The organism is Erythrobacter sp. (assembly GCA_019739335.1).
Classification (GTDB): Bacteria; Pseudomonadota; Alphaproteobacteria; order Sphingomonadales; family Sphingomonadaceae; genus Alteraurantiacibacter.
In genome coordinates, this window is the sequence record CP073261.1 from 2,305,110 (window position 1) to 2,328,643 (window position 23,534).

The following is a 23,534-nucleotide window of genomic DNA, read 5'->3' on the forward strand; positions in this document are numbered from 1 at the left end:
GAGATTCGGGAAACTCCGGTGCCGGGGGTGCATTCTTGAATTTGATGGGGATGGGAGCGAATGGTTTGTGCGTTTGTCGGCTCAGCCGGGAGAATATCAATGAACGACAGATCGACCGACCACCCGCCGCACTCGGTTTGCGACATCCTGAATACGTTGCGCAGCCTTGCAGACCGGCAGGACCGGGTCTCGATCGGGAATGTACTCGATGCCATCGGCCACAGGTCATACGGGCCTGCGCTGATGCTGCCCGCGCTGGTGGAGATCAGTCCGCTCGGCGGGATTCCGGGCCTGCCGACCTTCCTTGCGCTCATCGTTGCGATTACTGCTGCCCAGCTGCTGTGGGGCAAGGATCACCTGTGGTTGCCGCAATTTGTTCAGCGCCGCTCGGTTTCGGGCCGCAAGCTGCACAAGGCGGCCGATAAGCTCGACGGGCTCGCGCGGCATCTCGACAAGTGGTTTCACGGGCGAATGCCGCGCTTCGTCAAGCAGCCGTGGCCGCGCATTGCCGCGGGGATTGTCCTGCTGCTGTGCCTAACCGTGCCTCCGCTCGAATTCGTGCCTTTCGCCAGCAGCGCGCCGATGGCGGCCATTCTGGCGATCGGGCTGGCGCTGCTGGTGCGCGATGGCCTGCTGTTGCTGCTTGCCGTGGGCCTGGGCCTCGCTTCCTTTGTTGCCGGAATTTCTTTCGCCAGTTCGAGCAGCCTGTTCGACGGAAGCTAGCCAAAGAGTGCGGGGAGCAGGTCGAATGCGATACCCGCCGCTGCAATCGCGATCCCGAGGCCGGGAACCGACTTGACCGAATGTACCTCGCCGCGCTTCCAGAGCCAGACCAGCCCTGTCGCTGCGAGAATGGTCCCAAAGACGGCGATCCATCTTGCGAGCGGCAAGCCCGGGAAAATGCTGCTTGCTGCCCAGAGGAGCGAGAAATGCGCAGCCCAGACAGCAAGCGCGAGCGTAGGCGTAAGCAGATCGATGCTGTTGCGAAATTCGTTCCCGCTCACGCCACCTCTCCCGGGAACAGGCGCACTACCGTGACAATGGCAAGTCCCTGCACCGCGACGTAGGATATAAACCGGACGACAACATCCAGCGTGACGCTGTGCGGTGCAAGCAGCAATCCTCTGCCACTGCGAAAGCCGAGATACAGAGCCATGATCGTGGCAATGGCGACGGTGACAGCCTGGATCGACAGCAGAGCGAAGACGGTTGCACCTTGCCCACTGGCGGTAGGCACCAGCCCAGCGCCGCTCCACCCGTTCCAGTCCCACCAGATCGCTGTTCCCAAAAGTGCTGCGGCAAAAGCGGAGGACAGCCAAGGAAGCTGGCCAGGAAACTCGCCCTCCGGCCTGGATGCCAGCGACCGGCGCGAAAACCAGGCTGCCGCCAGAGCGCCGAGCAGCAGGGCGGCGATCCCTGCGGTTTGCAAAAGTGGCGGCGCGTCGATCCACACCTCGGGATGGATGCCGTACAGATAGAGATAGCTGAACAGGCCCATGAAGGCGATCATGCCCATAACCACCATCAGCGCGTTCAATGCCCACCAGCTGTGGCTGGAAGATCCGGCGATAGCGACCGGCACCGTTATACCGGCACCGATATCCACCGTCTGTTGTGGGACTGGTCGGTCATTGTCCCAAACCCAGCGCAGGATGCACAGGATCGCTACCACTCCCCCGAGCATCGCGAAGGAATAGGCCTGAACGGTGAGCGACAGGAAGAACGCTGCAGTCGCAAACGACGCACCGACCGGCCAGGGTGAAGGTCCGGGGATCAGCTGCAGGTACTGGGGTTCTGCATTGATGGGGCTGGTGATGATCGTCTCCCGCCAACCGGTGGCGCTGTTGGGCAGGAAATACCGCCCCGCCTGCACGTCCTCGCCCAGTTCCGGATCGTCCCACAGTGGCTCACGGCTGGTGACAAGCGGTTGGGAGCGGCTCGAATAAAGCCCCGCAGGCAGCCATTCGAGCGTGCCCGCGCCATAGACGTTGCCTGCCGATTTCTCGGCAGTGAAGCGGAAGTTTTTCGCCAGATCGAACAGGAACAGCGCGATCCCGGCCGCGATGACGAAGGCTCCGATCGTGGAAATCAGATTGACCAGATCGAGGTCACGCCCAGGAAGGTATGTATAGACCCGCCGCGGCATGCCGAGGAAACCCGTCAGGTGCATCGGCAGGAAAGTAATGTGGACCCCGCTGAAAAACAGCGCGAACACCCATCGCCCGATGCGGTCGGACAGCGCGTTCTTGCTCGTCATCCCGGCCCAGTAGTAGAATGCGCCGAACAGCGGCATCACCATGCCGCCGATCAGGACATAGTGCAGGTGCGCCACCACGAAATGGGTATCGTGCACCTGCCAGTCGAACGGCACCATGCCCAGCATCACTCCGGTCAGCCCGCCCATCGTGAAGGTGACAAGGCTGCCGATGACGAACAGGGCGGGCGCAGACCAGCGGATCTTGCCGCTCGCCAGAGTGGCAATCCAGCAGAACACCTGGATGCCTGCCGGCAAGCTCACCGCCATGCTCGCGGCGCTGAAATAGCCGGTGGAAACGCGCGGCATTCCGGTAGCGAACATGTGGTGCGCCCATACGCCGAAGCTGATGAACCCGGTGGCGACAAGCGCCAGCACGTTGAGGCGATATCCAACCAGCGGGGTCCGGGCGATGGTGGCCACCATCATGCTCATCATGCCCGCCGCCGGGATGAAGATGATGTAGACTTCGGGATGGCCGAAGAACCAGAACAGGTGCTGCCACAACAGCGGATCGCCGCCGCGCGTGGGATCGAAGAAGGGCCAGTTGAAGGCGCGTTCCAGTTCCAGCAGTGTTGTCGCCAGTATGATCGCCGGAAACGCCACGATGATCATCACGGCGAACACCAGCATCGCCCAGGCAAAGATCGGCATCCGGTCGAGAGTCATTCCCGGCGCGCGCGCGCGCAGGACGCCGACGATAATCTCGATCGCCCCGATAATCGCGCTGATCTCGATAAACCCGATCCCGAGGAGGTAGAAATCGGTGTTGATGCCGGGGCTGAAGGCGATGGATGTCAGCGGCGGATACATGAACCACCCGCCATCGGGTGCAAGGCCCACGAATATCGAAGCGAAGAAGGACAGCCCGCCGACCAGGAACATCCAGAAGCCGAACGCGGCTGCACGCGGAAATGGAAGTTCCCGCGCGCCAAGCATCTGCGGCAACAACAGCATTCCCGCTGCCTCCACTGCGGGCACGGCAAAGAGGAACATCATCATCGTGCCGTGCATGGTGAAGAACTGGTTGTAGGTTTCCACCGGCAGGAAATCCTGCAGCGGTGCGGCGAGTTGCACCCGCATTCCCAGGGCCAGCACCCCGGCGAGGAGGAAGAACAGGAAGCTCGTCGAAAGGTGGAAGAATCCGATGTAATTGTTGTTGACGACCTTGAACACGCCCCATCCCGTTGGCGCTTTCCAGATCCGTTCGAGCTCTTCCACTTCGCCTTCAGGGCGCGGGTGGTGCGTCGGGAACAGCCGGTAAAGATCGTGATCGAAACCGGTTTCGGACTTTCGCCCCGCCATCGCCTCGCGTGTCTCGTGCAGCGGGCCCTCGCTCATTTTTGCTGCTCGAGCCAGATGGCGATGGCTTCGAGTTCGTCGGCAGACAGCATGTCGTAATCGGGCATCCGGTTGCCCCGCTTGATCGACTGGCTGTTGCCGATCCAGCCCATCATCGTGCCGCGATTGTTGGGCAGGATTCCCGCTCCGAGCGAAAGACGGCTGCCGACATGGGTCAGGTCCGGCCCGGCAAGGCCGTTCGCCTCGGTTCCCCCCACGCGGTGGCAAGCGGCACACCCACTTTCCATGAACAGTGCGCGCCCGTCCCGTGCATTGCTATCGAGCGGTCGCGGAGCATTGGCGGCCAGTACCGGCGTATCGCCCGGGACGTTCTGCTCCACGATCGCGGGCAGGCTGGCCGTCCGCTCTTCGCGCCACGCCTGCCAGGCCTCAGGCTCGTGAGCGACGGTGACGAATCCCATCAGCGCGTGGGGGCCGCCGCAGTATTCGGCGCATATCCCGCCGAACCGGCCAGCCCGGTCAGCCTGCACCAGCAGTTCGTTGACCCGACCCGGAATCATGTCTTCCTTGCCGGACAGGTGAGGCACCCAGAAGCTGTGGATCACGTCTTCACTGGCAAGCTCGATGACCACCCGCTCGCCCACCGGCAGGTGCAGTTCATTGGCGTCGCGCAGCACGACATTGCCTGCGCTGTCGAGATATTCGACCTCGAACCACCACATATGCCCGGTTACCCGGACCCGCATTTCCTCGCCCGATGGAGCCTTGGTCAGCGATGCGGTCAGCGAGAGGCCCCAGACCAGCAGCGCGGTCAGCACCACCCCCGGAAAGGCAATTCCGCCGATCCAGACTGCCCGCTCGCCCCCCAGTCGGGCCTTCGTCCGCGCGGAGCCCCTGATGGCGAGGTATACGGCCGCCACCACGATTGCCGTGACGAAAAAACCTAGTCCGAAGAGCACCCATGCGAGCGTCGTGACACTGTCTGCATAAGGCCCCGCCGGATCGAGCACCGGCGGCGGCCATCCCCACCAGGCGTCGAAGACGCTTTGTGGCTCAGTCATCGTCAAGCCCGTGGAGATAGGCGGCGACATCGCGCGCTTCCGCTTCTGTCAACGGCATTGCGGGCATCGACGAGCCAGGCTTGGCGAGCGGCGCATTGCGCACGAATGCCGCAAGGTTTGCGGGTGTGTTCGGCAACTGGCCGGCAATCGGGCCGTAATCGTCGAAACCCTGCAAGGAAGGCCCGGTGCTTCCCTGCGGCCAATCGATACCGGGAATTTCATGACAGGCCGCGCAGCCAACTCGCTCGATTGCCAACCGGCCACGCTCAGCGTTTGCAGGATCGGGAATGTACCGCGATTCCGGCGGTGGCTTGCAGGCGTTCAGCCCGGCGCAAATCGCGATCACTGTTCCCACTGTCATGACGCGCCGAGGCCCATTGGCGAGAGTTCCCCTCATCTTGTCGGGAACCTCCGGCAAGCCGGGCAGGTTCCCAAATGGATGCGCATTTCTCCATCGCTCCCCTGGTGTCTTGCCGGATGCTTGCTCCTGTCGGCATGCGGAGACGCGCATTCCAGGCCGGAAGTGTGGGAGTCCACGGGAGAGATTATCGCGCTTGGCGGGGGAGACGCAGGGGCTCGCGGAGCCTGCGCCACCTGCCATGGCCTGCAAGGCGAAGGGGACGGCAATCTCGTTCCACGGCTCGCCGGGCTCGATCCGGGATATTTTGCGCGGCAGATGGAATACTTTGCCGAAGGGCAGCGGCGACATCCGCAGATGGCGTGGATCGCGGGCAGGCTGGATTGGTCTGCCCGGCAGAAAGTCGCGGTCCATTACAGCGGAATGCCTTTTCCTGATGACGCCGCGCAGGACACCGCCCTGCCGACCTGCGCGGCTGCCGAACTGTACCATCGCGGCGATCCTGATCGCGGCCTGCCCTCCTGCGCGAGCTGCCACGGTGAGGACGGCACCGGAACCGGGCCGGGCAACCCGCCGCTGGCGGGTCAACCTGCCCACTATCTGGCGAGGCAGTTGCAGGCATGGTCGGCGGGTGAACGCTATGGTGATCCCGATCGCGTGATGACCCGGATCAGCCAGCTCCTGACAGCGCGCGAGATGGCTAGCCTGGCTGACTATAGTTCGGACCTTCGGGGTGGGAGCGGGCATTCGGAATCTCCGGAAGCATGCCTTCCAGAACGTCGTCCTGATCCCAGAAATGGTGCTTGATGGCAGCGAGAGCGTGGGCGGGAATGAGCAGGGCGAGAACGATGACAGCGGCGACATGCACATCGATGGCCAGTTCCAGCACCCGGAACTGCCATTCGCTCGAAAGCGTGTGGAGCGGCATGGCGGGGACGGGCACAAGCCCCGCGAGGTGAAGATCGCGCGCTGGCTGGATGGCGGACCACATCATCCATCCCGACAGCGGGAGGATCACGAACAGCGCGTAGAAAACGGCGTGGATCGCGTGTGCGACTGTGGATCGCCAGCCCTGGTTGTCGGCATCGTTGACCGGGCCGGGAACGATCAGCCGCCACAGCAGCCGCAGGGCGCCCAGCAGCAGCAGCGTCAGCCCGATCTCGGAATGGAGCTGGTAGGCATCCAGCTTGTCCGCGCCGACCAGATAGCGCTGGATCATCCAGCCCGATCCAAGCTGGAATATGACGACAGCAGCCATAATCCAGTGGAAAGCAACCCCGACCGGCGTATACTTCCCCCGCTCCCGGTAGCTTACCGACCATTCCTGCCACTGCTGGACCCACGGCTTCATCGTGCGGGAACCGGCGCGAGCGAGCGATAGAGCACCACCATCGCCGCCAGCAGATAGACCGCAGAGGCGGGAGCCCACATGATCAGTCCGGCGATCTGCTGGTCTTCCAGCGGCGACAGTCCCCACAGGTGGGTGGTCAGGACATGGGGCGCATAATAGGCACGATCGGCAAAGACGAGCAGCGCTCCCAGCGCACCCATTTGCACCATTGTCGCGAGCAACGCTCCGGTCGCCACCGTGGCGCTCGACTGCCTCAGCCGTGCCCACCAGAACGCCGAACTCGCTGTCAGACTCATCTGCATGATCCAGAAGACTGCATCGCTTGATAACGCAGCGGAGTAGAATTCCGGGATGTGCCATGCCCAGAAGATGCCCGCCTGCATCACTGTGAGCTGGGTGAGGGACAATGAAATTCGTTTCTCATGGAGTCGCAAGGAATTGACCAGAAGGGGAGCAAGGACAAGCGCGAGGGCAATGTGGTGGATAGCACGCGCAGTAAACAGCGCCGATCCCAGCGCGCAGAAGGGCGAAACGAATAGCAGGAGGATGACCAGAACCGAGGCAAGGTGGGCAGCCGTTCGCTCTGGGGAGATCAGGCGTCCTGCGATCAGGCCGAGCGCGACAATCGCCAGCAATATCGGATCGAAATTCCACCGCGCAAACCACTCCGTGGGCGCTGGTGCGACGCCACAATAAGGCAGCCACTGGATCGCGGATGGCATTTGTAGCCCCTCCTTGCTTGCAACCCATTTACGCTTCGCGCAGCATTCGGGTTCCTTCTGCCTGAAAAATGTGACGCGTAACTCACCTGCAACTCTTGCAGAGATGCGGTTCGCGCAGCTCGGCTGGAATGCCAGCGGGCCGAACCTGTTCCACCGCAGCCGCATGGACTCGTGACACATGCCGATCCCGGGCCCGAACAGCAGGTCCTCGGCCTGTCGCGATGACACCGGGTAGCAGTCGCAAATCAGCACAACCAGACGGATGGCCTAGGGCGGAGAGTTGAAGTAACGAAATGGGCTTTCAACTTTTCCTGGTCGAAGCATGGTCATCCCCCACCCTTGCTCGCATTGCGACAGGTGCGTTTGCCCTTGACCGGACCCCTCTAACCTCCCCGGTTCACTTCTCTAGCGGTGCATTTGCATTGACAGGCCCCTCCCGCGCTGCGGCGGCGCGCGTGTGCACCAGGTTGATACTCTCGAACTGGAGAACAACCTGGTCGTTCTGGTTGCGCATTTCGTAGTAGCCGACGCAGGTTCCGCGCGGCTTGCCGCTCTTGGACAGTTCTTTCGACAGGATGCGCGAGGTCACATATACCGTGTCCCCCGGCCGCAGTGCGGTCTTCAGGCGGAAGTTGTCGAAGCCGATGCCGCAGACATAGTCGATGTCGCTGTTGATCTCGTGATCGAGCTGGCGCCAGATCGCCAGCACGTGCACCCCGCTCGCAACGACCTCCCCGAAATGCGACTGCCGCGCCGCTTCGGGATCGGTGTGGAACCACTGCGGATCGTACTGGCGGGCGAACTCGACGATTTCCGCTTCGGTGATCGTGCGGCTGGACGATCGGCGCTCCTCACCGATTACCAGATCCTCGAACTTCAGCGGTGGGCGATCCGCAGTCATGTGCCTGTCTCCTTGCTTGGCTGGCGAGTTTAGGGCGAGCCAAGAAAAAGACAATCATGCCTGTATGTTTACTTGATCCTTGGCAGTGCTACTATGGGCACCGAAACCGCAATCGAGGCCTGATGTGAGCAATACCGATCCCGCCCGCCATGCTGTCCTGCAAATGGCCTGGGTGGTGAACGATCTGGAGGAGGCCGCCCGCCGCTGGCACCGGACGACAGGAGTCGGGCCCTTCCTGGTGAACCGCCACATTCCCATTCGCGAACCGTTGTATCGCGGGAAGCCCGGACGCGTCGATTTTTCCACTGCCATCGCGCAGGCCGGGCCGGTGCAGATCGAACTGGTGCAGCAGCATGACGATGCCCCATCCTGCTATCGCGACTCCGTGCCGGCGGGGCAGGAGGCGATGCATCACATCGCCATCATGGTCGCGGATTACGATGTAACCGTCGCCGAATACGAGCAGGAGGGATTTACCGTCGCCAGCTCGGGATACTTCGGCAAGGCCCGCTTCTGCTACGTCGATTGCCGCCCCGGCATCGGCCACATGGTCGAGATTCTCGAAGACTGCGCCCCGATCCGCAGTTTCTTCGCGCTGATCGCGCGCGCCGCGCAGGAATGGGACGGCGATCCGGCAACCCTGATACGAGAATTGTGAACGGACGAACCACCACCTGCCGCAGCGCAGGGGAGGCCACCGGGAGAGACTGATGAGCGATACCATTCATACGATCGGGAAGATGCTGCGCAACCGCGCGGTCTCGCACGGCGACAGCATTGCCTTGATCTTTCCCGATTCTCGCCAGACCTATGCCCAGTTGCTGGATGCATCGACGCGCTGGGCAAAGACGCTGGTGGCACTCGGCGTGCGGCGCGGTGAGCATGTCGGCGTGCTGCTGCCGACCTGCCGGGAATTCCTTGAGATCTACTACGGTTGCGCGCTCATCGGCGCGGTCGTGGTGCCGGTCAATGCCCGTTACCAGCCAGGCGAACTGGCCTATCTGGTCAAGGATGCCGCCCTGCGTGTGCTGGTGACCACCGGCCGGGTCGCGGATTCGCTCGATTTTGGTGAGCGGCTGGAAGCTGCGCTTGCCTCGCTTCGCGGTTCCGCCGATTGCCTCGCGCTCGATCTGCCCGAAGCGCCGGATCTGCGGCAGATCATCTGCCTCGAGGAGAAATGCGGCCCGGCGCTACTACCGCTGAGCCGTGCGATGGCGCTTGGCGAAAGTGTGCCCGATACCGATATCAGGGCGTTGACCGAGGCCGTGCAGCCGGGGGATATCGGTCTCATCCTCTATACCTCGGGCACCACGTCCAATCCGAAGGGGTGCATGATTTCCAACCGGGCGATGGTCGGCAACAGCCGCAACCTTGGCCTGCGGTACGAAGTCACCGATGCCGACAAGGTATGGTCGCCGCTCCCGATCTATCACATCGCCGGAATTCTCCCGATGACGATGATCATGGACGCAGGCGGCGCCTACATGACCGTCCCCTACTTCGATGCCGGGACGGCGCTGGAAATGCTGGAGAGGGAGCGCGCAACCATTGCCTATCCTGCCTTCGTAACGATCATGCAGGACCTGATTTCGCACGACCGCTTCAAGGTGACGGACCTTGCCTCGATGCGGCTGATGAACAGCAACTTCGCCGTCCAGCCTGCCTGGATCAAGACCGCCATGATCGAAGCCATGCCCTCCATCGTCCATGTCGGAACCTATGGGCTGACCGAGGCGGCAGGCACCATCTGCACGAGCAGACTGGACGAAACCGAGCATAGCCGCACCAGTCGTCTCGGCGTGCCGCTGGACGAGTGGGACGTCAGGATCGTCGATATCGAAACAGGCCGGGAATGCGCTCCGGGCGAGCGGGGGGAAATCTGCGCCCGCGGGCCGAACATGCTGTCGGGATACTACAATGCCCCGGAAAAGACCGCCGAGAGCATTCGTGACGGCTGGCTGCACACCGGTGACATCGGCTCTTTCGACGAAGCGGGCACGATCATGTTCCACGGCCGCACCAAGGACATGCTCAAGGTCGGCGGTGAAAACGTCGCAGCGGCGGAAATCGAAGGCGTGTTGCAGACGCACGATGCCGTGAAGCTGGCGCAGGTCGTCGGCATTCCCGATGATCGCTACGTCGAAGTGCCGGTGGCCTTTGTCGAACTGGCTCCCGGCGAGTCGGTGGAGCCGGATGAACTGATCGCGCATTGCCGCGGCAAGATCGCCAACTTCAAGCTGCCGCGCGACGTCCGCTTCGTCACCGGGTGGCCGATGTCGACATCCAAGATCCAGAAATTCCGGCTGCGGGATATGCTGCTGGAGGAAAGGGGGATCGAACGGTAAACGAAATCCCGCTCAGGTACGGTTCGATCTGGTGCCACCGAACCAGTCCGGACGACCGGCCGGCCATACGGCGCCGTTCTGGGCCTGGCCACCGTCGATCACCAGCAGCTCGCCGGTAATGAAGTCGCCCGAAGGGGCCATCAGGTAAACGCAGGCCTCGGCAATGTCCCACACATCGCCGCGCCGTTTCATCGGATTGGCATCGTGGAACCGTTCGAGCGCTTCGGGCGGGTAGACGCGGAAACCCTCGCTTTCGATCACGCCGGGCGCGACGCAATTGACGCGAATGTCCAGCGGCGCCCATTCGGTAGCCAGCGTCTTCGAAAGGTAGATGACCCCCGCGCGCGCTGCGCATGTATGCGCCGCCTGCGGCATGCCCCGCTCGACATTCGCCACGATGCTGATGACATTGCCCTTTGCCCCCTGCGCGCGCCAGCGCTGCGCCAGGGTCTGCGTCATCCACCATGTGCCGTTGAGATTGAGATCGATTACCGACAGCCAGCCCTTGCGGCTGAAATCGATGGCATCCTGCGGGAACTGGCCGCCGGCATTGTTGATCAGGTGGTCGACACGACCGTGCCGTTCGAAAACTGCATCGTAGAAGGCCTCGACTTCCTCCGGATCGCGGATGGACATCGGAATGTGCATCGGCCGGCGACCGGTGGCTTCCTCCATCGCATCGCAGGCTTCGACCAGCCTCTCTTCGGTGCGCCCGCAGATCACCACATGGGCACCAAGCCGCGCGCACAGGAAGGCAATGCCCTTGCCGATGCCCGAACCCCCGCCTGTGACGACGATGACCTGATCCTTCAGCAAGTCGTCGCGGTAAACGGTTTCCAGAGTCGCCAGTTGGTGATTGGTGAAGCCGAATTGCGGGCCTTCCTCGGTTCCGGCGATGACCGGATCGATCCTGTTCATGCCTCGACCCACTGTTCCAGCCTGGGAGTCACCGCCAAGCCTTCGGGCAGGCTGTTCACGCCGATGCGGCGATCGAGTTCTTCGTGCCAATGATAGATGCGCCGCTCCTGATAGTTCAGCGGGATGCCGACAAAGCCCGGCGATTCCAGCGATTCCTGAATCTGCGGGGCATATTGCAGATCTTCGTAGAGGATGCGTTCCCAATTCGCCTTGCGATCGCTCCATTTGGGATGGGGATTTTCGGCGTCGTATTCGGGGGCGATCCAAGTGGAAACGACGCGGCAGGTGTTGGTCCCGGTCGGCCAGAACTGCAACATCGGGATCCCGCTGTCGGACGGCGGCATCACGAAATTCGGATAGATCATGTAGCTGACGTTGTTGTCCCGCGGAATTTCCGTGACGTTGGGCAACTTGGGCATGCCGATGGTGCCCGGGTCTTTCCAGTCGGGACGCCGGTTCGGCGTCACCATGCGCGAATGCCCCTTTTGCCAGAGCGTTGCGGTCATTCCCCGGTGATCGAGAAAGCGGTCCACCGATTGCTGGTGGATGGACTTGAGATGATAGACTTCCATGAAGGCGTCGAGCAGCACCTTCACGTTGCATTCGACTTCATAGGACCGGCTTTCGACGAAATCGAGTCGGTCGAATTCGAACTGCTCCAGTTCTGCCGCCATCGGGCCGATATGCTGCAACAACGGCTCGGCATCCGGATCCTGGTTGACGAAGATGATCTTGCCGATGGTCTCGCAACGCACCTGCTTGAGCGAGTGGCAGGAAAAATCCAGCTCCGGAAAGTCGCGCCTGTCGCGCACGGCAACCAGCTTGCCGTCAAGCGTGTACGACCAGCCGTGATAACCGCAGACGAAGCCGCGGCCATTGCCCGAATTCTCGGTCACCAACGGCGCCCCGCGATGCTGGCAGGTGTTGTAGAAGGCGCGGAACTCCCCTGAAAGATCGCGCACGACAATGATCGGAGACCCGGTATTGCGGATCAGGATCCAGTCGCCGGGCTCTGGGATCTGGTCGGCGTGGCAGGCGTAGAGCCAGGCCCGATTCCACATCCGCTCGCGCTCCAGCGCAAGAAAGGCGGGGTCGACATATCGTCCGGCCGGGATTGGGGGCAGCGCGGGGAAACCTTCGGGCGGCGCCTTGCGCTCGGTCTCGCTTTCCATCCGCTGCTTGATCTGCGCAGTGATTGCAGCGTCCATTTCAGACTTCTCCAGTACTCGCAGGCACCATAGCGCGGGAAAAGCATAAAACAATCATGAATGTTTTTTTGTTTGCCGCGAACATTGGTGATATGGGGTCCCGAAAAGTGGTAGAGAAGTGCAGAACCCCTCCCCACCGGTAACGCGGATGACCCCTGTTGCCGGTCGAACCAAAGCAGGAAACCACAATGGAAGACATCTTCATCCTTTCGGGCGTGCGCACCGCCATCGGCACCTTTGGCGGCTCGCTGGCACAATTCCGCCCGGCGCAACTCGGCACCATCGTGATGAAGGAAGCGATCGCCCGGGCCGGGGTGGATGGCTCGGCGATCGAGCAGGTGGTGGTCGGTATCGTCATCCCCACACAGCCCTCGGATGCCTATGTCAGCCGGGTCGCTTCGGTGAACGCGGGGGTGCCGGTCTCGAGCGCGGCGATGAACGTCAATCGTCTGTGCGGGTCCGGCCTGCAGGCGATCGTCTCGGCAGCGCAGGCGATCCGCCTGGGCGAATGCGATCATGCCATCGCCGCAGGAACGGAATGCATGTCCAGTGCCCCTCACATGACCAATGGCGCGCGCTTCGGCACCAAGATGGGTGATCTGTCGTTGCAGGACGGAATGCTCGGCGCGCTGCACGATCCGTTTCACAACTTCCACATGGGCATCACTGCCGAAAACGTGGCCGAGCGATGCGGCATCAGTCGCGAGGAACAGGATGCCGCGGCGGTCGAAAGCCATCGCCGGGCCGCCCGCGCCATAGCCGAAGGGCGTTTCCGCGAGCAGATCGTGCCGGTCGAAATTGTCGGTCGCAAGGGAACGGTGGTGTTCGACACCGACGAACACGTGCGGACCGATGCTTCGGCAGCAGGCATGGCGAGCCTGCGCCCGGTGTTCCGCAAGGACGGGACGGTAACGGCGGGCAACGCCAGCGGTATCAACGACGGCGCGGCCGCCCTGGTGCTGGCAAGCGGGGCAGCAGTTGCGCGCGAAAGACGCACCCCGATGGCGCGCATCCTCGGCTGGGGCCATGCCGGGGTGGAGCCGGAAGTCATGGGCCTTGGGCCGGTGGGCGCGGTGCCGGTGGCATTGAAGCGGGCCGGCCTCGCGCTCGACCAGATCGACGTGATCGAAAGTAACGAGGCCTTTGCCGCGCAGGCTTGCGGCGTGGCGAAGGAGCTTGGCTTCGACCCTGATCGGACCAATCCCAACGGTTCGGGTATTTCGCTCGGCCATCCGGTTGGTGCGACCGGCGCAATCCTGACGGTAAAGTGCATGTACGAACTGAAACGCACCGGTGGGCGCTATGGCCTGGTCACCATGTGCATCGGTGGCGGTCAGGGCATCGCCTTGGTGGTGGAGAACATGGATGGCTGACCCCTTGGTGCGGTCCGAACGGATCGGCGATGTCGTGGTGCTCACGCTTGACGATCCGCCAACGCGCAATGCCTTGTCTTGGGCAATGGCCGACGTGCTCCATGCGGCGCTGGAGGAAACAAGAGATGCTCGGGCGCTGGTGCTGGCGGGTGCTGGCAAGGGCTTTTGTTCGGGCGGCGACCTGAGGATGGACGGCGCGGGTGAAGAGGGCTTTGGCGAGGTGCTACGGCAGGGAATAGCGCGGTCGATCAATCCGCTGATGCTCGCGCTTGCCGATCTGGAAATCCCGGTTATCGCCCTGGTCCATGGGGCCGCCGCAGGGGCTGGAGCCTCGCTCGCCATTTCTGCGGACTTCACGATCATGGCGGAAGACGGCTTTCTGCTGCTCGCTTTCCCCAGGGTCGGCCTCGCGCTCGACGCGGGCGCGAGCTGGATGCTGCCCCGGCTGATCGGCCCGGCACGGGCAACGCGGGCACTCATGCTGGCTGAACCGATCCATGCGCGGCAGGCCTGCGAGTGGGGCATCGCGCACGAGGTTGTGCCGGCGGCAGATTTGCGAGAGCACGGGCTCGCGCTGGCGCAGCGGCTCGCAGAAGGTCCAACCACCGCCTACGGTGAAATCCGCCGTGCGGTGCGGCTGGCGCAATCGAGCAGCTATGCCGAAGCGCTGCAACGCGAATGCGAGGCGCAGCAGCGCACCGGCGATACGGCGGATTGCCGCGAAGCCATTGCCGCTTTCGGCGAAAAGCGCACCCCGGCCTTTATCGGGCGCTGAGTCATAGAAATCTTGCCCGGGCCGCGAAAGGTTCGGGCCAGTCCGACTTATTGAATAACCACCGGCCCTTGATGACCGGACAAGAATGGAGAGTTTGCATGCGCCAGATCGATCATTTCATCGCCGGTGGGGCAGGTTCAGGCGGAACGGGCCGGACGCACAAGGTGTGGAACCCCTCGACGGGTGAAGTGCAGGCGGAGGTGGTGCTGGGCGATGCGGCGCTGCTCGATCTGGCGGTGGCGAAGGCGAAGGAAGTGCAGCCCGCCTGGGCGGCGACCAATCCGCAGCGCCGGGCGCGGGTGATGTTCAATTTCAAGCGCCTGCTCGAGGAGAACATGCAGGATCTCGCCGAACTGCTCGCCAGCGAACACGGCAAGGTGGTCGACGATGCCAAGGGCGACATCCAGCGCGGACTGGAAGTGATCGAGTTCGCCTGCGGCATCCCACAGGCCTTGAAGGGCGAGTATTCCAACGGCGCCGGGCCGGGGATCGATGTCTATTCGATGCGCCAGCCGCTGGGGATCGGCGCGGGGATTACTCCGTTCAACTTCCCGGCGATGATCCCGATGTGGATGTTCGGCATGGCGATTGCGGCGGGCAATGCCTTCATATTGAAGCCGAGCGAACGCGATCCGAGCGTGCCGGTGCGATTGGCGCAGCTGTTCCTCGAAGCCGGAGCGCCCGAAGGCCTGTTGCAGGTTGTGCACGGCGACAAGGAAATGGTCGATGCGATCCTCGACCACCGCGATATCGCTGCGGTCAGCTTCGTCGGCTCGTCCGACATCGCCCAGTACGTTTACAGTCGCGGCGTGGCGGCGGGCAAGCGGGTGCAGGCGATGGGCGGGGCGAAGAACCACGGCGTCATCATGCCCGATGCCGATCTCGATCAGGCAGTGAACGACCTGATGGGCGCGGCTTTCGGAAGTGCTGGCGAGCGCTGCATGGCGCTGCCGGTGGTGGTGCCGGTGGGCGAGGAGACGGCGGAGCGGCTGCGCGCCAAGCTGGTCCCGGCGATCCACGCGCTGCGGGTGGGCGTGTCGAGCGATCCGCAGGCGCATTACGGCCCGGTCGTCACCCCCGAACACAAGGCGCGGGTGGAGAAGTGGATCGACACTGCCGAGGCCGAAGGCGGCGAGATCGTCGTCGACGGGCGCGGGTTCAGCCTGCAGGGCTTCGAGAAGGGCTTCTTCGTCGGGCCGACGCTGATCGATCACGTCACCACCGACATGGAAAGCTACAGGGAAGAGATCTTCGGCCCCGTCCTCCAGATCGTGCGCGCCACCGACTTCGAGCACGCGCTGCGGCTCCCCAGCGAGCACCAGTACGGCAACGGCGTCGCGATCTTCACCCGCAACGGCCACGCCGCGCGCGAGTTCGCGCACCGGGTGAATGTCGGCATGGTCGGCATCAACGTGCCGATCCCGGTGCCGGTGAGCTACCACAGCTTCGGCGGCTGGAAGCGCTCGGGCTTCGGCGATGCCGACCAGTACGGCATGGAAGGCCTGCGGTTCTGGACCAAGGCAAAGAAGGTCACCCAGCGCTGGCCCGATGGCGGCGGCGATGGATCGAACGCGTTCTTGATCCCGACGATGGGGTAGGCGCTACTTCCGCGGTGCCGCAGTGGTAGTTATGGCGCAAGTCGTCGTGGATGAGGGCCTATGACCTGTTCATCGTCGGCATACAGACGCCATCGAGCGCGAGGACGTGGGTAAAGCGGCCCAGTGCCATCCATGAGCCGATCGAGAACGTCAGGTCGACGATTTCCCGATCCGTGTAATGAGCGTGCATACGCTCCCAGAAGTGCTCGTCCTCATCCATCGACTTCGGGGCCTCGCCCAGCCGCTCGGCATATTCGATGGCGAGGCGCTCGCGGTCGGAAAACAGCGCGGACTGGCGCCAATCGGCTACGGCTGCGTAGAATTCCTCCGGCGGCGGCGTGTTGTCACGAACACTTGCGGCGCGGGCCACGTCGCCGCCGCTGCGCTCTATGTGCCCGGCAAGATCGCGGTCCGCCCGCATCTCGCGGCACAGGTGGCAACCGTTGATCAGCGCAGTCCGCATCCTGGCCGCTTCCATTTCACGCATCGAGAGCTGCGAATGCTCGTAGACCGCGAGCGAGTAAGCCGCTGCCGCGGCACCGATTTCGGGGGTAAACTGGCCCCAGGCATAGGACAGCGGATCGTGGGCATGTTCGGACGGGATGTGGATACGGGGCATGGCTCTACTCTCCTGGCTTCACTCTTCAGACAGTCTCCATCGCGCCCAGCACCAGCGTGGCCTGGCTGGAGAGCGTTCCGCCGTTGGTATGCGCAAGGCACAGCCTGGCATCGGCTTGCTGGTTGGCGGCATCGCCACGGATCTGGCGCGCGGCTTCGATGATGGCGAACAGCCCGTACATGCCCGGATGGCAGCAACTGAGGCCGCCACCGTTGGTGTTGACCGGCAGGCTGCCCCCGGGCGCGATCGCCCCGCTTGCAGCAAAGGGTCCGCCCTCGCCTTTGGCGCAAAAGCCGAGATCTTCGAGGAACAGGATCGTGTTGATGGTAAAGGCATCGTAGAGCTGCACCGTGTCGAAATCGCCCGGCACCACGCCCGCCGCCGCCATGGCCCGCGCGCCGGATTCGATTGCAGCAGTGCGGGTGAGATCTTCCGCCCGGCTGATTGCATTGTGCCAGGTTGCCGCCGCCGCACCGAGCACCGGCACGGCCGGCTTCCGGCCATCCTTTGCGCGCTCGGTGGAGGTCAGGACAATGGCCGCTGCGCCGTCGGTTACAAGGCAGCAATCGGCCTTGCTGATCGGGCTGCTGATCATGCGGCTGGCAAGGCAGTCGGCAATGGTCAATTCGCCTTTCGCGAAAGCCTCCGGATTGGTGTTCGCCCATTGCCGGGCCGCCACGGCCACCGCCGCCATCTGTTCGCGCGTGGTGCCGAATTCATGGGCATGGCGCGCAGCGGCAAGGGCATAGCTGCTGAGCGGATAGAGCGGGCGGTACGGGGCTTCCCAGCGGGAACTTCTGGCAGGCGTCGTCAGCTTGCCGCCGCTGCTGCGCTGGTTGGAGCCATAGGCGACGATCGCGCAGTCGATATAGCCCGCGTGGATCATCACCGCAGCGGTGATCACATGGCTGGCGAAGGACGATCCGCCCGTGCGGTTGTTGTCCGTAAAGCGCGGATGGATGCCGTAGGTCTCGGCCAGCGAGAGCCCGGCGAACAGATCGTCGGGCAGGCAGCAGAACAGCGCATCGACATCGGCGATGGACATGCCCGCATCATCAAGCGCCAGCAGGCCCGCCTGTGCTGCGAGTTCGAGAGAAGTGAAGCCGGGCGTCTCCCCGATCCCGAAGGTAGCCAGCCCGGCGATAGCTGCACTTGCGCGAGGGAAGGGATCGCTCATCGCGCGCCACCGCGCTTGCGGTTCGCCGCGCGATTGACCTTTTCCGCTGCGCGCCATAGCCAAGCGCCATGGACTCCCAACCAACGCTCGGCCCCGAAGCCCATTGGCGCCAGGCGCTGGAACAGGGGCGCATCCTGCTGCAACGCGATCCCGTTGACGGCAAATGCTACTTTCCGCCACGCCTGACCGGACCGCAAGGACAGCCGCTCGAATGGGTCGAGACGAGCGGGCGGGGAACGGTGTATTCGCTTACCGTGGTCAGCCAGCGCCCGCCGCAGCAGCCCTACCACGTCGCGCTGGTCGATCTGGAAGAGGGCGTGCGGATGATGAGCCGCGTGGACACTGTTGCGCCGGACGGTGCGGCCATTGGCGCAGCGGTGATCGCGGCAATCGCGCATGAACCGGATGGGCCGCTGGTGGTGTTTCATCCCGCCTGATCCGCCGGAAAGCCCGGTGTCAGTTCGGCGATCTCGGCCGGGGTAAAACCGGCCTCGGCAAGCACTTCGGCGCTGTCTTCCCCCAGCCGTGGGCCGGGACGCCCCGCCTGACCGGGCGTTTCCGAAAAGTGGACCGGCATTCCCGGCATCCGCACCATGCCATCCGGGGTCTCGCAGCGATGCCAGAAGCCCACTGCTTCCAGATGCGGATCGTCGAGCAGGTCGTCGATCGAACGGACCGGCATGGCAGGGCACTGCGCTTCCTCAAAAACAGCCATCCACTCCTGCGTGCTGCGTTGCTGCATGACGCTGGCAAGCTGGCTGAGAACTGCGGAGATGTTCTGGGTTCGCGTGCGCAGCGACCGGAACATCGGATCGCGCGACCATTCCGGATTGCCGATGACAGCAAAGAAATTGCGCCATTGGCGATCATTGTAGATCATTACCGCGATATAGCCGTCCGCCGTGCGATAGGGGCGTCGCTCGGGCGAGAGCGCGCGGACATAGCCGGGGGGACCGATCGGGGGATCGAACACCGCGCCGCACAGATGTTCGAGCATGGCAAAGGATGCCAGCGTCTCGAACATCGGCACTTCGATTTCCTGCCCCATGCCCAGCCGCTCCCGCGCAAACAGGGCAGCGATGACTGCGTAGGCAGCCGTAAGGCCGGCCACCTTGTCGGCCACGACGGTCGCCAGATAGGTCGGCTCCCCGCCGGACAGGGAGGCCTGCAGGTCGACAATGCCCGACGCTGCCTGCACGATGTCGTCATAGGCAGGATAGTCGGCATAGGGGCCATTGCGCCCGTATCCGTACAGGTTGGCGTAGATGATCGAGGAGTTGCGCTTTTTCAGATCGGCATAGGAAAGCCCCAATCGCTCGATGGCCTTCAACCGCATCGAGTGGATGAAAATATCTGCGCCCTCGACCAGCCGCAGCAAGGCATCCCGGCCCTTTTCGTCCTTCAGGTCGAGGACGAGACTGCGTTTGCCGCGATTGACATTCATGAACATCGCGCCGCAATCTTCGGTCGGACCTGGCGGCAAGGCACGGGTGGTATCGCCCGCAGGAGACTCCACCTTGATCACGTCTGCGCCAAGGTCGGCAAAGATCTGGGTGGTATAGGGGCCCATCAGCACGCTGGTGCAATCGATCACCCGCACGCCCGCCAGCGGACCTTTTCCGGCGCCTGCCCCGGCCATCAGCAATCCTTCAAAAAAAACAATCATGCTTGTTTTTGCGCCGGGAATGGCCGAAGTGCAAGGGGCAGCAGGCCGGTGGCCGCTGGTGCCGGGAGAAAGACCATGCGCGTTCACCTGATCGCGGCCGGAAAATACCATGATATCGATTTTGCCCGGCTGGAACTGCTCAAATTGCTGGCAGAACGGCCGGAACTGCGCACCAGCGTTGCGTCGAGCTATGACGACGTCGGGCTCCTTGCGGCAGCAGACCTGCTGATTACCTATACCTGCGACCTCGTTCCCGACGATGATCAGGTCGAAGCAATGCGCCGCTGGCTGGATCAGGGTGGGCGCTGGCTGGCCCTGCACGGGACCAATTCGATCTTGCGCCTGAGCGATGGCGGTCGGGTGGAAACGCCCGACGAGGCACCGCAGTTCATGGAACTGCTCGGGACCCAGTTCGTCGGTCACCCGCCGATCGTGCCCTTCAAGGTGCATGTCACCCGCAGCGATCACCCGATGACAGCAGGCCTGCGCGATTTTTCGGTGGTAGACGAGCTCTACCTGACCCGGCAGACGGGAGACATCGAGACGCTGCTACACACCTCTTTCAGGGGTGACTGCGCCGAATTTGGCCTGCAAGGCCTGGACGAGGCGCAAGTGCCGGTGCTCTATGAACGCAGGATCGGAAACGGCGCAATCATGTACCTGACGCTCGGCCATTGCCGGGGGCATTATGACCTCCAGCCGATCGCCGCCTATTACCCGCATGTCGAGCGATGTGCCTGGAATTACCCGGTATTCTATGAACTTTTGCGGCGCGCGATCCGCTGGGGAAGCGGGCGCTAGCGACGATTAAGCCGGGCGGAGGTCAAGGATGACCTTTTCGAGATGATCGAGCACCAGTTCGATCTCTTCCTCGTCGATACCGAAAGTCAGCCGGTTGAGCGCCATGCCTTCCAGCGTGTTGTGGGTCAGCGCCAGCGCGACCCTGAAGGCTTTCGGGTCTCTCCCCCACTGCGGGAACAGTTCGATGGCCAGATCGTGCCAGCGCTCGTTGAATTCCTTGCGCACCGGCTCCAGCGTGGCGGCCAGCTCCTTGTCGGTGCGGGCCGCGCTGGCCAATTCCTGGAAAGCCACGAACTTGGGGCTGAGGAGCTGTTCCCAATAGGATCGCAACAGCGTGCGTGCATCATCGTTCAGCGTGCCCACGGCTCGGCGAAAGGCACGCAGCCGCTTGTGATGCAATTCGATCAGCGTGGCCTGCATGAGCTGTCGGCCATTCTCGAAGTGATGCAGCATCGCCCCGCGCGACAGGCCTGCTTCTTCCGCCACCTTGGGCGTGGTGGTATTGGCATAACTATATTTCACCAGGCAGCGGATCGTCGCCTCGATCAGCCGGGAACGCGTCTTGGCACTTTTCAGCGCCTGCGCGGTCGGCTCGATCAGCGGCCGCGCAGTATCGCGCAGAGTATCGGTCAGGAGGGGGCTTTGCTTGCGCGCTGACATGAATGGCCTAGGGTCTGGAAATAAACAGGCATGACTGCTTTACACGCGACCATACTAAAGGGTTAAGCGGGCAGTCAAACGAATCATCCGGGAGAAGTTTCATGGGAAAGCTGGAAGGCAGGATCGCATTGGTCACCGGCGGCGGATCGGGCTTGGGAAAGGCCGATTGCCTGCGCCTCGCCGAAGCGGGAGCGCTGGTCTATGTTACCGATGTCAACGAAAGCGCGGCGCAGGCCGTCGCCGACGAGATCGGGGGCAGCGCCATAGCCATGCGGCACGATGTGGCATCGGAAGCAGACTGGCGGGCCGTCTATGACCGCATTGCCGCCGATCACGGGCGGCTGGACATTCTGGTCAACAATGCCGGAATCGTGATTGTCGCCGATCCCGAACAGACCACTGTTGAGCAGTTCGATCGCACGATGGACATCATGTGCAAGGGCGTGTTTCTCGGCTGCAAGTTGGGGCTTCCCTTGCTGGCGAAGTCCGAAAACGGCTCGATCATCAACATGTGCTCCAACGCCTCGCATTTTGGTTTCCCGCCCTTCTTCGCCTATTCCGCTGCCAAGGGTGCGGTCCGTTCGATGAGCAAGTCGATTGCCATCCATTGCCAGGATCAGGGATACAAGGTGCGCTGCAATACGCTCCATCCCTCGGCTATCGAGACTCCCATGGTGCAGGGCGCGATGGGGCGTCCGGGGGAACAGCAGGAAATCCCCGAAGGGGTTCTTCCCGCCGGGTCCATCGGTGCGCCGGACGATGTTGCCAACCTGATCGTGTTCCTTTGCAGCGACGATGCGCGCTTCCTGACAGGCGGCGAATATCTCATCGACAACGGCGGCAGCATCCGGCCTTAAAAACAATCATGCCTGACTTTTTTCTTGCAGTGGCGGCGGCATGTCCTAGGATTGGTGCATGAAACGAACCGGCAGGAAGGCACTGGTCATCGGCGCGTCGAGCCGGGGTGGTCTCGGAGAGGCTGTTGCGCAGCGTCTAGCCGCCGATGGCTGCCAGGTGACTGTCGCGGCACGGCGCGCGGACGCGGTGGCCGCGCTGGCGCAGGAACTGGGCGGCGACCATGTGGTCTGCGACATCCGTAACGAGGATTCGATTGCGGCAATGTTCGCACAGACCGGTGCGATCGACGTGCTGGTCAACGCTGCGGGAACCACCTGCGCCGGGGGAATCGCACGGATCGATCGTGCCCAGATCGAAGACCAGATGGAACTGCACTTCACCGCCAACGCGCTGCTGCTGAAGCATGCCATTCCGGCGATGCCGACAGGCGGCAATGTCGTGATGTTTTCATCGCTGACCGCGAGCCTCGCCGGCGTCGGGCTTGCGTCCTACAGCTGCGCCAAGGCGGCGCTGGAGCAGCTGGTCCGCGTGGCAGCGGTGGAACTGGGCGAAAGGGGCATTCGCGTGAACGCGGTTTCTCCGGGTTTCTCGCGTACGCCGATGACCGAGGGAATTTTCGCCGATCCGGCGCTCGCTGCTCTCTATCTCGGCCATGTGCCGATAGGCCGGCGCGCAGTCACGCCCGAGGAAGTCGCCTCGGCAGTGGCATGGCTCGCCTCGGACGATTGCTTTACAACCGGCGAGATCGTCCAGGTCTCCGGCGGGGCGCAGTTGGGCCGTCTGCCCGACAAGAGCGACTTCCAGACATTACGAAAGGCATAGGGATGGATCTTGGACTTAAGGGCAAGAAGGCGATTGTCGTCGGCGGTGCACGCGGAATTGGTTATGCGGTCGCAGAAACCCTCGCCCGCGAAGGTTGCGACGTGGCCGTCACCGCGCGCAACGATGACTCGGTGAAGGATGCCATTGCCAACCTCAAGAAATACGGCACGAAAGTCATCGGGAAAGGCTGTGACGTCACCGATGCGGAACAGTTCAGGGCCTGGATGCAGTGGGCAGACGGCGAGCTCGACGGGGTCGATATCCTGGTTCCGATAACTTCCGCTTCGGGTGGTCTGGGAAGCCTGAAGTACTGGGAAAAGAACTTCGCCGTGGACGTGATGGGACCGGTGCGGGCGATCGATGCGGTCCTCGAAGGGATGATCGAACGCAAGAGCGGCGCGATCGTGCTGATCGGCACCACTTCCGCGCTGGAGGACATGGGCGGGCCGCAGGCCTACAATGCGCTGAAAGCCTCGCTCATCACCTATGGCAAACAGCTCGGCCTCGCGCATGGCAAGGACGGTATCCGGGTCAACGTGGTCTCCCCCGGGCCGGTGGAATTCGAAGGCGGCAACTGGGAAATGCTGAAGGGGGCGATGGAGAAATTCTACCAGTCGTTGATCCGAAAGCATCCGCAGGGCCGCTTTGGCAAGCCGGAGGAAATCGCCCGCGTGGTGGCCTTCCTCGCCAGCCCGGCGGCAAGCTGGTGCAACGGCTCTCACATCGTCGTCGATGGTGGCTTCACCAACAACACCCACTTCTGAG

At 63.1% G+C, this 23,534-nt stretch carries 25 protein-coding genes; 12 read left to right on the forward strand and 13 right to left on the reverse strand.

The window, feature by feature from the left end; all coding sequences use genetic code 11:
* The first annotated feature begins 99 nt into the window (after positions 1-99).
* Complete coding sequence (locus JY451_11330; protein ID QZH74277.1) at positions 100-723, forward strand: exopolysaccharide biosynthesis protein; 624 nt, start codon at positions 100-102, stop codon at positions 721-723.
* Here the strand turns inward: JY451_11330 and JY451_11335 are convergent.
* The 4 genes from JY451_11335 to JY451_11350 are packed head-to-tail and all read right to left on the reverse strand — an operon-like array spanning position 720 to position 4,978.
* Positions 720-1,004 carry a hypothetical protein gene (locus tag JY451_11335; GenBank protein ID QZH74278.1) on the reverse strand — a complete coding sequence of 95 codons (285 nt, stop codon included), beginning with the start codon at positions 1,002-1,004 and terminating at the stop codon, positions 720-722. The two genes, JY451_11330 and JY451_11335, sit on opposite strands and share 4 nt — an antisense overlap.
* Positions 1,001-3,559, reverse strand: a complete 2,559-nt coding sequence (locus JY451_11340; protein QZH76696.1) for a cbb3-type cytochrome c oxidase subunit I — start codon at positions 3,557-3,559, stop codon at positions 1,001-1,003. Before JY451_11340 ends, JY451_11335 begins: the two co-directional genes overlap by 4 nt.
* 32 nt (positions 3,560-3,591) lie before the next feature.
* Positions 3,592-4,617, reverse strand: coding sequence for a c-type cytochrome (locus JY451_11345; GenBank protein QZH74279.1), 1,026 nt, complete (start codon positions 4,615-4,617; stop codon positions 3,592-3,594).
* Entirely contained in the window at positions 4,610-4,978 is a 369-nt protein-coding gene (locus JY451_11350) for a c-type cytochrome (protein QZH74280.1), read from the reverse strand. Before JY451_11350 ends, JY451_11345 begins: the two co-directional genes overlap by 8 nt.
* 162 nt (positions 4,979-5,140) lie before the next feature.
* Between JY451_11350 and JY451_11355 the strand changes: the two genes are divergently transcribed.
* Positions 5,141-5,782 carry a c-type cytochrome gene (locus JY451_11355; GenBank protein ID QZH74281.1) on the forward strand — a complete coding sequence of 214 codons (642 nt, stop codon included), beginning with the start codon at positions 5,141-5,143 and terminating at the stop codon, positions 5,780-5,782.
* Here JY451_11355 and JY451_11360 read toward each other — a convergent pair.
* From JY451_11360 to JY451_11370, 3 genes are all read right to left on the reverse strand, one after another.
* A complete protein-coding gene (locus tag JY451_11360) occupies positions 5,676-6,326 on the reverse strand; it encodes a cytochrome b/b6 domain-containing protein (GenBank protein QZH74282.1) in 651 nt (216 codons plus the stop codon). The two genes, JY451_11355 and JY451_11360, sit on opposite strands and share 107 nt — an antisense overlap.
* Positions 6,323-7,048 carry a cytochrome c oxidase assembly protein gene (locus JY451_11365; GenBank protein ID QZH74283.1) on the reverse strand — a complete coding sequence of 242 codons (726 nt, stop codon included), beginning with the start codon at positions 7,046-7,048 and terminating at the stop codon, positions 6,323-6,325. The genes JY451_11360 and JY451_11365 overlap by 4 nt, the downstream gene beginning before the upstream one ends.
* Positions 7,049-7,445: 397 nt before the next feature.
* Positions 7,446-7,949, reverse strand: a complete 504-nt coding sequence (locus JY451_11370) for a MaoC family dehydratase N-terminal domain-containing protein (GenBank protein ID QZH74284.1) — start codon at positions 7,947-7,949, stop codon at positions 7,446-7,448.
* A gap of 163 nt (positions 7,950-8,112) precedes the next feature.
* On the opposite strand from JY451_11370, the gene JY451_11375 reads away from it, so the two are divergent.
* Together JY451_11375 and JY451_11380 are read left to right on the forward strand one after the other, a co-directional pair.
* Positions 8,113-8,607: a VOC family protein gene (locus tag JY451_11375; protein ID QZH76697.1), complete on the forward strand. Its 495-nt coding sequence runs from the start codon at positions 8,113-8,115 to the stop codon at positions 8,605-8,607.
* Positions 8,608-8,659: 52 nt separating this feature from the next.
* Complete coding sequence (locus JY451_11380) at positions 8,660-10,294, forward strand: acyl--CoA ligase (protein QZH74285.1); 1,635 nt, start codon at positions 8,660-8,662, stop codon at positions 10,292-10,294.
* Positions 10,295-10,306: 12 nt separating this feature from the next.
* On the opposite strand, the gene JY451_11385 is transcribed toward JY451_11380, so the two are convergent.
* The gene (locus tag JY451_11385) at positions 10,307-11,212 is read right to left on the reverse strand and encodes an SDR family oxidoreductase (protein ID QZH74286.1); all 906 of its coding nucleotides are present in this window, start codon (positions 11,210-11,212) and stop codon (positions 10,307-10,309) included.
* Entirely contained in the window at positions 11,209-12,420 is a 1,212-nt protein-coding gene (locus tag JY451_11390) for an aromatic ring-hydroxylating dioxygenase subunit alpha (protein QZH74287.1), read from the reverse strand. Before JY451_11390 ends, JY451_11385 begins: the two co-directional genes overlap by 4 nt.
* A gap of 188 nt (positions 12,421-12,608) precedes the next feature.
* On the opposite strand from JY451_11390, the gene JY451_11395 reads away from it, so the two are divergent.
* From JY451_11395 to JY451_11405, 3 genes are all read left to right on the forward strand, one after another.
* Positions 12,609-13,793, forward strand: coding sequence for an acetyl-CoA C-acyltransferase family protein (locus JY451_11395; GenBank protein ID QZH74288.1), 1,185 nt, complete (start codon positions 12,609-12,611; stop codon positions 13,791-13,793).
* Positions 13,786-14,568, forward strand: coding sequence for an enoyl-CoA hydratase/isomerase family protein (locus tag JY451_11400; protein ID QZH74289.1), 783 nt, complete (start codon positions 13,786-13,788; stop codon positions 14,566-14,568). The genes JY451_11395 and JY451_11400 overlap by 8 nt, the downstream gene beginning before the upstream one ends.
* 98 nt (positions 14,569-14,666) lie before the next feature.
* Positions 14,667-16,166, forward strand: a complete 1,500-nt coding sequence (locus tag JY451_11405; protein ID QZH74290.1) for a CoA-acylating methylmalonate-semialdehyde dehydrogenase — start codon at positions 14,667-14,669, stop codon at positions 16,164-16,166.
* A gap of 58 nt (positions 16,167-16,224) precedes the next feature.
* On the opposite strand, the gene JY451_11410 is transcribed toward JY451_11405, so the two are convergent.
* On the reverse strand, positions 16,225-16,785 hold the full coding sequence (locus tag JY451_11410) for a carboxymuconolactone decarboxylase family protein (protein QZH74291.1): 561 nt from the start codon (positions 16,783-16,785) through the stop codon (positions 16,225-16,227).
* A 25-nt stretch (positions 16,786-16,810) separates the two neighbouring features.
* Positions 16,811-17,962 (reverse strand): thiolase, encoded by a 1,152-nt coding sequence (locus JY451_11415; protein QZH74292.1) that lies wholly within the window; start codon positions 17,960-17,962, stop codon positions 16,811-16,813.
* A 68-nt stretch (positions 17,963-18,030) separates the two neighbouring features.
* On the opposite strand from JY451_11415, the gene JY451_11420 reads away from it, so the two are divergent.
* Complete coding sequence (locus JY451_11420; GenBank protein QZH74293.1) at positions 18,031-18,399, forward strand: OB-fold domain-containing protein; 369 nt, start codon at positions 18,031-18,033, stop codon at positions 18,397-18,399.
* On the opposite strand, the gene JY451_11425 is transcribed toward JY451_11420, so the two are convergent.
* Positions 18,387-19,601 (reverse strand): CoA transferase, encoded by a 1,215-nt coding sequence (locus tag JY451_11425; GenBank protein ID QZH76698.1) that lies wholly within the window; start codon positions 19,599-19,601, stop codon positions 18,387-18,389. The two genes, JY451_11420 and JY451_11425, sit on opposite strands and share 13 nt — an antisense overlap.
* Positions 19,602-19,703: 102 nt before the next feature.
* On the opposite strand from JY451_11425, the gene JY451_11430 reads away from it, so the two are divergent.
* Positions 19,704-20,429 (forward strand): ThuA domain-containing protein, encoded by a 726-nt coding sequence (locus JY451_11430; protein ID QZH74294.1) that lies wholly within the window; start codon positions 19,704-19,706, stop codon positions 20,427-20,429.
* A gap of 6 nt (positions 20,430-20,435) precedes the next feature.
* On the opposite strand, the gene JY451_11435 is transcribed toward JY451_11430, so the two are convergent.
* Entirely contained in the window at positions 20,436-21,089 is a 654-nt protein-coding gene (locus JY451_11435; protein QZH74295.1) for a TetR/AcrR family transcriptional regulator, read from the reverse strand.
* 101 nt (positions 21,090-21,190) lie between these two features.
* Between JY451_11435 and JY451_11440 the strand changes: the two genes are divergently transcribed.
* The 3 genes from JY451_11440 to JY451_11450 are packed head-to-tail and all read left to right on the forward strand — an operon-like array spanning position 21,191 to position 23,533.
* A complete protein-coding gene (locus JY451_11440) occupies positions 21,191-21,946 on the forward strand; it encodes an SDR family oxidoreductase (protein ID QZH74296.1) in 756 nt (251 codons plus the stop codon).
* 58 nt (positions 21,947-22,004) lie between these two features.
* Positions 22,005-22,769: an SDR family oxidoreductase gene (locus JY451_11445; protein ID QZH74297.1), complete on the forward strand. Its 765-nt coding sequence runs from the start codon at positions 22,005-22,007 to the stop codon at positions 22,767-22,769.
* 2 nt (positions 22,770-22,771) lie between these two features.
* On the forward strand, positions 22,772-23,533 hold the full coding sequence (locus JY451_11450; GenBank protein QZH74298.1) for an SDR family oxidoreductase: 762 nt from the start codon (positions 22,772-22,774) through the stop codon (positions 23,531-23,533).
* Position 23,534 lies beyond the last annotated feature (1 nt).